This window comes from Marinomonas fungiae (assembly GCF_001418205.1).
GTDB lineage: Bacteria > Pseudomonadota > Gammaproteobacteria > Pseudomonadales > Marinomonadaceae > Marinomonas > Marinomonas fungiae.
This window is the reverse complement of the sequence record NZ_LIQF01000005.1, coordinates 279,890-290,274: the sequence shown is the minus strand read 5'-3', so window position 1 is coordinate 290,274 and position 10,385 is coordinate 279,890. Positions and strand designations below refer to the sequence as shown.

Below are 10,385 nucleotides of genomic sequence, written 5' to 3'. Positions count from 1 at the left end.
TGATAAGCCTGCAAACAGCCGCATTGAGGTTATCTCGTAGAGAGCATCTTCCATCGCAGGATCACTCATGTTGTACCAGTTCTGCATAAAGTGAATACGCAGCATGGTAGCGAGAGGATATGGACGTCGACCATTGCCAGCTTTGGGGTAGAAGGGTTCAATTTGAGCTTCAAGCTGCTGCCATGGAATCAGTCCATTCATTCGAGCAAGGAAAAGCTCTTTGCGGGTTTTGCGGCGTTTGCTGGTAAATTCGGTATCGGCGAAGGAGAGCTGGTTCATGCAGGGTAGGAGTCACAGTTAATTTAAGTCGGCAAGATTGTCTCATGTTGCCAACTTAATCGCATGTTCCTTAACGGTCTCTGATTTGATGGCAGGATTGATGATGGTATTTTTATTCATTGCCATTGCCTTCATGCGACACGTTTCTATTGAGAGGGACAAAATTAAAGATGTTGCAGTAGCTTACCAAGAAAACCAAGTAGCTATTTATGAAGCCTTAACAAAAGAGTTTGAGACAGACTTAGGTAGGTGGAAAGCATCTATAGATCAAGAGACACTAGCTTTTCAGTTTAACTCGCCAGAAGTTTTATTTTCGACGGGTGAAAGTAGCTTAAAGCCTGAGTTTGAAAGTATTCTATCTGAATTTATTCCCCGCTATTTATTGGTGCTTAATGCCTATAAAGATAGTATTGATGAAGTCAGAATAGAAGGCCATACATCATCTGAATGGGCGGCGGATACAAAGCCAAATGATGCTTATTTTTTAAATATGAACCTCTCTCAAGATCGAACTCAGTCTGTTTTAAAGTATGCCTATTTCCTGGATGCTCTTTCAGAAGAGCAGCAAGCTTGGATCAAGTCTTCCTTTGCGGCAGTTGGTCTTGCATCTTCTCATCTTAAGTTCAATTTTGATGGTACTGAAAATAAAGAAAAATCACGTCGTGTATCTTTCCGAGTCATTACTAACGCTGATATTCAGATTCGTAAGATTATTGAAGGTTTATAGATGAAACTTGATGTAGATTTTTCCGCACTGGATATGGCTGTCAAAAAGATGGGAGCTCAGTCAATTAAGATTGAGTTCACTGATGAAATCATTCCAATTGAACCTATCGATAAGCAATTAGATGAAGGGATTGAAGTCAACTTTCAAGAGATTGATTTTGATACAGGGCTAGCGAGTTATCAAGGTCGTCAGGTCTTACTATATATAAAAGATCATAGTTATGGGAACAAAATTCATAGTGTTATAAAGGATGGCTCTAAAGGTAATAGGTTTCATATTGCGGAATGTCAAAAACTGGCAGAAATGCGAAGAGCTGGACGCTTTGAGCGATATGTAGTCACCAATAGAATTGACGGTGTTTTTAGTGTATCCGGTATGGATACGATTGTTAATCAACTAGTTGAAGGGGAAGCCCAGCTCAACGTCTGCCAATATTGTTTAGAAAGTATTAACTATAAGAAATTTGCCTCTTTACCAAGAGGGATTGCTAGACGTGATTTTGTCAAAATTTTCAATATGGCTGATTTCTTCGATACCTATAGCTCTTTCTTTAAGTTTATGCCATCCGGTATTGCTGAAAAGTCATCTAATGCTTATAGCGATGATTGGGAAGTTATATCGAAGAAAATACGCGAACAAGTTAACTATCAATGCCAGCAGTGCGGACTGGATTTAAGTTTTAATAAAAGATTATTGCATGTACATCATGTAAATGGTGTTAAGTCTGATAACAGTGAGACGAACTTAAGAGCATTATGTTGTGACTGTCACCGTAAACAGCCTAATCATAATCATATGTTTGTTCCTCATGAACAAACACAGCAGATTAACCATTTAAGAAAAGAGCAGGGAATTAACTTTAAAGAGAACTGGAGAGATGTCTATGACTTAGCTGATCCAGGCATGCACGGTGTTATTGATCTGCTCGAGCGCTACCAAGTTCATCTGCCAGCAGTTGGTGAGGAAGTTCAAAATCAAGGTGGGCGAGTTATTGCTGAGTTAGAGCTTGCGTGGCCACTGAAAAAAGTTGGAGTTGCAGTAGATAAAGAGGATGCAGTTCAAGCAACAAAGTTTGGTTGGAAAGTATACAGTATGCGTCATGCATTAAGTCAAATTGATGATCTAGTGGCTAGGGTACGGTAAGTTATTTATTGTATGAAATAATTATTGGATTTTATATATATGTAGTCGTTTTTTATATGGATATTATTTTAAAAATTATAATTGTAGTTTCGATGTCTTTCTTATGTGTTTTTTGGGCTTATATATATGGCTGGAAAGAACCAATGGAGAGAGAAAAGAAAAGAGTAAAAGAAGAGGAAAGAAAAAAAAGGAGAGATGAGGAAAATAGAAGGGAAAGGGAATATAGAAAAAAAAGGAGAGATGAGGAAAATAGAAGGGAAAGGGAAGAAGTAAAAAAAATATATGAATCTGAAAAAAAAGAAAAATTAGAAGCATGGGAGCTTTTGCTTGGTGAGTCTTTTGGGGTTGATTGTAAAGATAAAAATAAAGATAAAATAGATTTATATGGGATTGATTTTTTATATCATATGACTGATGTTGAAAATTTATCTATGGTGCTAGAGCATGGATTGCTTCCACATAATAATAGCTATGTTTCTGAAAGAATTGATAATAAAGATGTTAATGGACGAAGGAATAGAAAAGACCCGATTTACGGAAAAGTAATTCATGATTATGTTCCTTTTTACTTTAATCCTAAAAACCCTATGTTGTTTGTTAATAGGTATAAGCAGCATGGTATTATTATTTTGGTTTTTAGTAATGATCTACTATTTAGGGAGGGGGCAATTTTCACTAATGGTAATGCAGCAAAAAATAATACTAAGTTTTTTAGCTCTCTCGACTGTTTGGGCGAAATTAACTGGGACTGTATCAAAGCTGAGTATTGGAACTCATTTGAAAATGGGAAAAGTGAACGTATGGCCGAGATTCTAGTACCTGATCGGGTAGAAATTAACAGTCTGTGCCATATAATTTGTTTTGATGAGAGTCAGAGAGTTTATGTTAAGTGTATGGCTCCAGAGATTAAGGTGATTGTCGATAGAAATATGTACTTTTAAGGTGTGCTATGATTGAAATAAAGACAGGAAACATCTTCACTACGTCATGTCAAACAATAGTTAATACTATTAATTGTACTGGTGTTATGGGTGCGGGAATTGCATTAGAGTTTAGGTATCGATACCCAGAGATGTTCCTAAAATATCGAGACCTATGTTCAGATGGTATGATAGATATTGGAATGCTTTGGATCTATAAGTCGCAAGATAAATGGGTGCTAAACTTTCCTACTAAAAAAAATTGGAAATACCCTTCAAAGGAAGAGTATTTACATGAGGGTCTTAAAAAATTTGTTTCAACATATAAAGAAAGAGGAATTGAATCTATCGCATTTCCATTATTGGGGGCGGATAAAGGAGGGATTGATTCAGATGTGAGTCTAAAAATAATGACTTCCTACTTAAGTGACTTAGATATACATGTCGAAGTATATAATTTTGACAAAAACTCTAAAGATGATATCTATGAGTTAATCAATACTTTTTTTCATGAACATGATATTGAATATGTTTCTAAAGTTTCTAATATTAGTAAAAAAAGTTTGATGATATTGTTGTCGGCTATGGAGGGCGCTAAATTTTATCAATTAAATCAATTAAATCAATTTTCATCTGTTAAAGGAGTTGGAGCTCAAACTATGGAGAAACTATATTCACTAGCATTTAGCATAAGAGATGGGAAAATTTGATATAACTTAAAAATACAATATATTCTATTTTTAAGTGATAGTTTATATATTACTTAAGGGTAAGAGGCTTTTTGTCTTCTGGCTTGGAAAGCTCTTTATGAAATCTATTCCAAAGTGGCTTTAGTTGGCGCTTTATTGTTGGACTCTGCATTATTTTTGCAGCTCTAAGTCCATAAGTGATAAAGTTTCTTTTCCCTAAATGAGTATATCTGCTATAAAGTTTACGTTTAAAGAGTTCTTTCTCTGAAAGGCCTTTTTTAGATCTAATAGAGTTATACTTGTCCCTGGTTTTTTTGGCTACACGAACACCACGCTTCATTCGTTCTGAGTATCTGGCTAGAGACGATGATCTGAGATAAATGTTCTCGCCGTCAAATAAAAAGCCTAAATATTGCAGCATTTTATCTGTAGTAAGTGAGTTGTTATTATAGGTGAATGTTCTTAATTCTGTTTTACTTGTATTAATTGAAACTTTCAGTTTGCGAACTTCTTTTTGAGCTTTTTCTGCTACAATATCTCTTATTTCTGTTGGGACTATAAACAACATGTCATCACAATATCTAAAATACTTTCCATTATATGAATCAGCATATTTCTTCATTGCAAGATCAAAATTAAGCATATAAATATTGGAAAGCAGAGCGCTTATTGGTGAACCTTGTGGTATTCCGTAGTGATGAGTATTAGGTTTAATAAGGCCATTCGCTCGAACAATATTACGGAAGTCAGAGATGCTGCAAACACGTACCCTATCTTTTTTAGAGTTATGAGGAGATATGTTTAGTAGTTTATAAAGTTCGATTTTTTTAACCATTGAAAACTTAGTTATCGATTTATAAACATTGTAGTGGTCTTTAGGGAGATGGTTTACACCTAATAGATTACACCAAGACTCTTTTATCAAATTATGATCAAGGGTGTCAAAAAACTTAGTGAAATCTAAAGCAACAGCGCTACATTCGCCCATTTTTTTAATTTCTTGAAATGCCTCATACGCAAAATCAATATTACTTTTATCCAAGCTTCTAAAAGCTATGATAGACTTATCTAATCCAAGGGATCTAATTCTATTTTCATATAAATTACTAAGTATTTCACAATAATAAGAGTATATATGACTGTCGATATGAGCCGAATATGCAATAGGTCTATCTTTTGTTTTGATTTTTACCTTACCATTTGTATCTTTGGTGATTTTCTTAGACTGGATTTCATAAGAAATAAACGGAAAAAAAGAGTATTTAGCAACTAAGTCAGGGGCTCTAACTATACTGTTTGCTTTATCATAAGATACAGGATGATCGAAGTGAAGATATCCGCGACTGCGGTACCAATTGGCAGATTCTATTGACATATTGCATCCAAGCAAAAGCAAAACCGAGGTAGACTTGGAACTGCGGCAATTCAAATCGCCTTACCTCGGCTTAACCAAATTATTTGAGATAACCATCGTTGAGCTAAGCTCATAGCCGCGTAACTTTAAACTTAAAATCCTAAAAGGAACCTTCTAATCAAATATTAGAAGCCTAGGCAGCATACCATTAGGGTTCAGTTCATTCAAGCACTGAATCCTTACTAGTTTATCGTGAGGTAAGAGCTTGAGGCAATTTCAAGTTTTGAAAAGCACATAGTGCATGCCCAAAGCATATCTCGCTCCTTCAATAGCTTTCCCTGTCCTGCGATTCACTAAGTTAATCCCCAACCAACCAACCAACCTCACCGGCCTTAGTGTTATTGTTTGCCAAAGCAGTCTCAAATGACTCCTTCTTCGTAAGCGTCACTAAATCAGCCTATAGTTTTCGTGCTTAGTCCCAATAATCGACGGAGTAACCAACATGAGCACAAACACTGTATCAAACCAAACTTGGGCTGCCCATTTCGAAAAGTGGCGGTCATCTGGATTATCCGCCAAAGTGTTCTGTGAACAAGAAGGCTTGGTGTAGAACGAGTTCGGCTATTTACGGCAGAAATTTTTACCTGCCGATGGCTCGCTAAACGGATCGAAGTTAGTACCGGTAACACTGACAACGCCTTCCAAGCAGACTAGCGATTTAGAAATCGAGTTTTTACAACATTTATTGAAAAAGTCAGCTTTGATTATGAGAAGCTGAGCGATCAGTTTGAAGTTGATTGTGTCTCCTATAAAGATTGGGATAAAGAACTGCGTGATCGACAGTTACTAAGTCTACCTAATCTGATATACCAATCTGGTCCAGTCTTGTCTCTCGTTCAATATCGAAAGCAAAGTGAGTATTGGCTGTTGAGACCTAGAGGCTCTCAGTTGACCCTTGACAAAGACAGTGTTGCCCACCGTAGAGAGAGACTTGAAAAGGTGCCTAACTGGTTGCTTGCCTGCCTTCTTGTCAGAGCCATGCCCCGTGTGCTATCTCCGATTAATAGAGATCAGAACCGGATCGAAGCAGATGGGCTTCACTATGTGGTGAAAAGTAAAGCAACGATTCGCGGTCACCAGCTTGTGGCGGTCAAAGTGGAGCCTTTCTTTGGAACCTTTACTGGAAAGGGCGTACTAAATGTAAGTGTTGCAACATTTTCCAATGTTCAGGCTCATCGTTTGCCCAATGGAGACTTGCCGCATCAAGTCGCCAAGCTACGTCGTTTTACATTCGACACCATCACTCAGCGGCTCATTCACTGTCCAAGTGGTGAATACGTGAAAAAAGCGTTGTATCCGAATAATAAAAACCGAGTAAAAGCGATTGATTTGAGTAATAGCAACACGTTGGAAGCTTATTACAAAACTCGGTTGGGCGTGATCTCCATGTTTCTAGAAGATATCGAAGATGTTTATAGCGGAGCTTTTGAAATCACACTTAGAACCATTCAAGCAGATGATCACAATTTGCTTCATAAAAACCTTATGGCTCATAGCTATAAGGCAATTCATCAATGGTTTGAAAATCATCCTGTGCATATCGTTAACAAAAGCCAAACACTGGGGGCCGAGCAGCAGTTATTAGCAGAGCTCAGCGCTAAACATATTCCCGCTACCGTTTCTGAAGTGTTGCAACCAAAGCAATTAACCATATTGATTGTTGACCGAAAAGAGTCTTATAAAGAAGCGCCTGAGTCCGACCCATATCAGGTGTTACGTGCAGAGTATCCCGAAGCCGTTATTCAATCTTGCTACCCTGAGAGTCTGATAGGCAAAGGTCGGGACAGCGTAGTTGACGTTTTATTGAAAGAGCTACTGGTGAAATTTGAAGTGCGACATCGACAACTGCAACTCGGTTATCCGACATTGCCAAGCAATGCTTGGTTTATTCACCCTGTGAAACCTGATGTAGGCGATGCGAATAAAGTAGCTTGGCCATTGTCTTACTGTCGTGTTGGCGCTGAAAGACTAGAGTTCGGGTGGGTGACGGCCGACATGGAAGAGTCCTTAAAAATGAACTTAACGCCAGCTGAACAGCGCCAAGTGTTTACTGGATACGAGCGTGCGGATGTGATTTTTTGGCCTGACTCGGATGAGTTTATGTTGATAACGGACACATCCGCAATCACCTTGCCGAATGAAGCGAAAGTGTATCAGCTAATCAAAGAGCTCGATAAAACCACGGCTTCAGGTGTACCAACAAAATTGCTTGAAGGGTACTTGGCTTGTCACAAGGAAGAGTTAGAGGGCTCAAAGCTACAAAAAGACTTAGTAAAGCTTTTAGGGGCTCACATGCAAATTATCCCAGTCAGTTCATTTAAGGCAATTAGCTATAAAAGCAAATCCAATCAAGCTTTCTATCACTATTTGGTGGAATGCGGTTATCGCATCAAAACCAGCTGGCGTTCGGCTGAGGATGGTCCGATGTATATAACAGCTGGAATTTGGCGTGATCGTGAGAATGGTTTTTACTCAATTGGCTCAGCAGGACCTTCTAAGCAGGACTTAGATAATTTCCATCACATTTATAATGTCACGAGCACACTGCCTGGTGCTATACCTGAATGGTTTTGGCAATCGTTAATGGTGTGGCATATCAAGCATAAATCCGCCACCGTCTATCCATGGGTGTTTAAGCATTTAAGAGAATTTGGGGCAAGGGAAATGCTCAATCAGCAGTCTTAACTGAACACTGGCGAGTTTTAATGAAGCTTAAAGAAACCGCTACAAAAGACTTTAAGTAGCGGCTTTCCACCTTAGATACCCAAGAGCTTTTGCTCCCATATTTGATAAGGCTGCTTGTTGTGCAATTGATACAGCAATTTGCCTGTTGAGCCAATGTCATCACTTTGTTTTTCAGCTTGATGTACCAGCTCAACCACCAGTTGGTTGTTGTCTAAATACATCAGACGTTGGCAAAGGTTCTGAAGTACATAGGTTGAAAAGTCATGGCTGAAGTTTTTAAGTATGCCTAAGCACAAAGACTGCTCTGGTTTCGATGGGAAATACAGTATTCGGTGTCTTAAAGTCAGCAAACATGCCTCTCGACTTATCTGTTGTATCGCATTCCTTTCCTCACTTTTAGGTTCCATCAAAAGCCCTGTTACGGGCTCATACCAGGCTAAGTAAAAAAACTGGCCATTACGGTAACGTTTTACGGCTGCTTCGAGTTGAACATAATCGCCAACGAAATGATTTATTGCTAAGAAGTTGCTTCCTAACAGTCGTAGTTCTAAGGAATTCTGCTCTTCAACATCCTTTATAGTTGCTACACGTACTGGCCAGCCGGTATCTGTAATCTTTATTTGTACAGACTCTAGCAGGTAGCAGCCCTTGAAACGCAGACAGTTAGCCGCTTCTGACAAGCTTGGTTGAGCCGTTAGACTATGCATACTTCACCCCCAATTTTTTCTGTAGCAGTTTCTCAATGGCTGAACCGTCCATGCGAGTCAAGTTTGGTACGTATCGAGAGTACACACGGAATAACATGGATGTATTTGAATGGCCCATTTGGCGAGCAATCCATTCTGGCGATTCGCCAGATGCTAACCATAATGTCGCGGCTGTATGGCGAGTTTGATAAGGGCGTCGCTTTTCAAGGTTGAGGCGTTTGAGAAGAGGATACCAAATACGTTGAGTGACATTGTTGTGATTGATCGCTTCACCATTACGATTACAGAAGACAAATTTACCGAAATGCTCAGAGTGCTTTTTCTTACGCAGCAGAGCATTGTAAACAGGTGTGCTCATATGAATATCACGGATAGATGACTCTGTCTTTGTGATGTCCTCTTCACCAGCTACGATAGTCTCACGGATTTTGATTACTCGATGCTCGAAGTCCACATATTTCCACTTCAGACCATCAATCTCGCCTGTGCGCATCCCTGTAAAAAAGCGAATCAAAAAGTAGTCTCGATAGTCTGGGCGGACGGCATCAAGAATTAAGTTCACCTCTTCAATGGTGAACGGAAAGGCATCCGTCTTTGGGCTTTTCAGCGGTTTGATACGGATGTAAGGCGTGGTAAAGTTGTATTCGTCGGCGGCGTCCTCAAATATGCGTTTTAACGGGTTAACTATCTTATTGATACGTGTGTTAGCTAGGCTTTCTTTTCCATTTCGACCCGGAACTTTGGCGAGTGAGGTGCGAAATTGAAGAATGTCGTTACGAGTGATGTCGTCGATTTTCATCTTTCCAAAGAATGGCAAGTAATGCTTGGAAACAATGCTCTCAATATTGATGATATGAGAACGGCGCCAAGATACTTTATTGCGATCAATCCAGCCTTCAACAAACTCTTCAAAAAATGGAGTCTCGACCTGTTCTTGAAGCGACTTCCACTCATCAGGCAGATGAGTTTGCAATTCTAAGTCTGTGAAGTACTCAACCGATTTGCTATTAGGAAAGTGCGCTTTATAACGAAAAGTACCTGCGACTATTTCAGACTCGATTTGCACTAAGACTCGTTCAAGCTTTTTACGGTTTGCCAAGGTTGGCTTTAGCGTAGTTTGCTCCCGACAACGTTTTCCCATGTAACGGAAATCGAGGTAGAGGGTATTGGTTTCCTTGCGAATGCTGACGCTTGCCATAGTTAGACCTCCTCTGTGTATGCCAATGCTAGAGAGTCATCTTGAGTCAACATATCTGCTTCAATGTTTTCCCAGATGAACAGAATCTTGCGACGTTTAAATGGACGAATGTAGTGGCGTCCTTCGAATAGACAGGAATCCAAAAGCTCATTTCGAATGGTGCGAGGCGTGTAATGGATTCTCTCTGACAGCTGTTCTGTGCTAAGGTAAGTACTCATATGTATATATCCTATCTAATGATCAGAAATCCTAATAATTGATAATAAATATTATCAATATGTGTAAATTTAGGGCAGAGGCTGTAAGTTGTCAATATTTTTGATCAAAAAAAAATCAAAAGAGCTTATTTATGATCAGATTTAGATTGAACGAGATGATTTCTGAGAAGTCATTTCAAGAGGGAAGAAGGATCACGATTGGTGAGGTTGCCAAAGAAACAGGGATTAACCGCATGACCTTGTCAAAGATGATTAACCACAAAGGGTACAGCACGGTCACTGATAACCTAGATAAGCTGTGTGCTTATTTTGGGTGCTCTTTGGAGGAGCTGGCGGTGTATGTGCCAGAACAAGATTAGTAAGCTTAACTGCTCCGAACATATATCTACGTTACTATATGAATAG

At 39.0% G+C, this 10,385-nt stretch carries 12 protein-coding genes; 7 read left to right on the top strand and 5 right to left on the bottom strand.

Going from position 1 to position 10,385, the window contains the following annotated elements; genetic code table 11:
- Positions 1-279 (bottom strand): transposase (locus tag ASC49_RS10150; RefSeq protein WP_141656801.1); only part of this gene is annotated, 279 nt, incomplete at its 3' end.
- 88 nt (positions 280-367) lie between these two features.
- Between ASC49_RS10150 and ASC49_RS10145 the strand changes: the two genes are divergently transcribed.
- From ASC49_RS10145 to ASC49_RS10130, 4 genes are read left to right on the top strand one after another with little or no spacing between them, the layout of a single operon-like run.
- A complete protein-coding gene (locus ASC49_RS10145) occupies positions 368-1,006 on the top strand; it encodes an OmpA family protein (protein WP_082443802.1) in 639 nt (212 codons plus the stop codon).
- The gene (locus ASC49_RS10140; protein ID WP_072242082.1) at positions 1,007-2,149 is read left to right on the top strand and encodes an HNH endonuclease; all 1,143 of its coding nucleotides are present in this window, start codon (positions 1,007-1,009) and stop codon (positions 2,147-2,149) included.
- A gap of 56 nt (positions 2,150-2,205) precedes the next feature.
- A complete protein-coding gene (locus ASC49_RS10135; RefSeq protein ID WP_055463125.1) occupies positions 2,206-3,090 on the top strand; it encodes a DUF4433 domain-containing protein in 885 nt (294 codons plus the stop codon).
- Between the two features lie 8 nt (positions 3,091-3,098).
- On the top strand, positions 3,099-3,779 hold the full coding sequence (locus ASC49_RS10130; protein ID WP_055463124.1) for a macro domain-containing protein: 681 nt from the start codon (positions 3,099-3,101) through the stop codon (positions 3,777-3,779).
- A 49-nt stretch (positions 3,780-3,828) separates the two neighbouring features.
- On the opposite strand, the gene drt2 is transcribed toward ASC49_RS10130, so the two are convergent.
- On the bottom strand, positions 3,829-5,133 hold the full coding sequence (drt2, locus tag ASC49_RS10125; RefSeq protein WP_055463123.1) for an antiviral reverse transcriptase Drt2: 1,305 nt from the start codon (positions 5,131-5,133) through the stop codon (positions 3,829-3,831).
- Between the two features lie 481 nt (positions 5,134-5,614).
- Between drt2 and tnpA the strand changes: the two genes are divergently transcribed.
- A complete protein-coding gene (gene tnpA / locus ASC49_RS20310; RefSeq protein WP_407067173.1) occupies positions 5,615-5,722 on the top strand; it encodes an IS66 family insertion sequence element accessory protein TnpA in 108 nt (35 codons plus the stop codon).
- Positions 5,723-6,060: 338 nt separating this feature from the next.
- A complete protein-coding gene (locus tag ASC49_RS10120) occupies positions 6,061-7,857 on the top strand; it encodes a hypothetical protein (protein ID WP_141656827.1) in 1,797 nt (598 codons plus the stop codon).
- Positions 7,858-7,928: 71 nt separating this feature from the next.
- Here the strand turns inward: ASC49_RS10120 and ASC49_RS10115 are convergent, their stop codons facing one another.
- The 3 genes from ASC49_RS10115 to ASC49_RS10105 are packed head-to-tail and all read right to left on the bottom strand — an operon-like array spanning position 7,929 to position 9,980.
- A complete protein-coding gene (locus ASC49_RS10115; protein ID WP_055463121.1) occupies positions 7,929-8,564 on the bottom strand; it encodes a hypothetical protein in 636 nt (211 codons plus the stop codon).
- The gene (locus tag ASC49_RS10110) at positions 8,557-9,762 is read right to left on the bottom strand and encodes a site-specific integrase (RefSeq protein WP_055463120.1); all 1,206 of its coding nucleotides are present in this window, start codon (positions 9,760-9,762) and stop codon (positions 8,557-8,559) included. The genes ASC49_RS10115 and ASC49_RS10110 overlap by 8 nt, the downstream gene beginning before the upstream one ends.
- A gap of 2 nt (positions 9,763-9,764) precedes the next feature.
- Positions 9,765-9,980 carry a hypothetical protein gene (locus ASC49_RS10105; protein ID WP_055463119.1) on the bottom strand — a complete coding sequence of 72 codons (216 nt, stop codon included), beginning with the start codon at positions 9,978-9,980 and terminating at the stop codon, positions 9,765-9,767.
- Positions 9,981-10,111: 131 nt separating this feature from the next.
- On the opposite strand from ASC49_RS10105, the gene ASC49_RS10100 reads away from it, so the two are divergent.
- Positions 10,112-10,339: a helix-turn-helix domain-containing protein gene (locus tag ASC49_RS10100; protein WP_055463118.1), complete on the top strand. Its 228-nt coding sequence runs from the start codon at positions 10,112-10,114 to the stop codon at positions 10,337-10,339.
- Positions 10,340-10,385 lie beyond the last annotated feature (46 nt).

What these genes read in the sequence shown, in the direction of transcription:
- ASC49_RS10110 (WP_055463120.1), bottom strand. Translation starts at nt 9,762, where the DNA reads ATGGCAAGCGTCAGCATTCGCAAGGAAACCAATACCCTCTACCTCGAT.
- drt2 (WP_055463123.1), bottom strand. Translation starts at nt 5,133, where the DNA reads ATGTCAATAGAATCTGCCAATTGGTACCGCAGTCGCGGATATCTTCAC.
- ASC49_RS10135 (WP_055463125.1), top strand. Translation starts at nt 2,206, where the DNA reads ATGGATATTATTTTAAAAATTATAATTGTAGTTTCGATGTCTTTCTTA.
- ASC49_RS10105 (WP_055463119.1), bottom strand. Translation starts at nt 9,980, where the DNA reads ATGAGTACTTACCTTAGCACAGAACAGCTGTCAGAGAGAATCCATTAC.
- ASC49_RS10130 (WP_055463124.1), top strand. Translation starts at nt 3,099, where the DNA reads ATGATTGAAATAAAGACAGGAAACATCTTCACTACGTCATGTCAAACA.
- ASC49_RS10100 (WP_055463118.1), top strand. Translation starts at nt 10,112, where the DNA reads ATGATCAGATTTAGATTGAACGAGATGATTTCTGAGAAGTCATTTCAA.
- ASC49_RS10115 (WP_055463121.1), bottom strand. Translation starts at nt 8,564, where the DNA reads ATGCATAGTCTAACGGCTCAACCAAGCTTGTCAGAAGCGGCTAACTGT.
- tnpA (WP_407067173.1), top strand. Translation starts at nt 5,615, where the DNA reads ATGAGCACAAACACTGTATCAAACCAAACTTGGGCTGCCCATTTCGAA.
- ASC49_RS10145 (WP_082443802.1), top strand. Translation starts at nt 368, where the DNA reads ATGGCAGGATTGATGATGGTATTTTTATTCATTGCCATTGCCTTCATG.
- ASC49_RS10140 (WP_072242082.1), top strand. Translation starts at nt 1,007, where the DNA reads ATGAAACTTGATGTAGATTTTTCCGCACTGGATATGGCTGTCAAAAAG.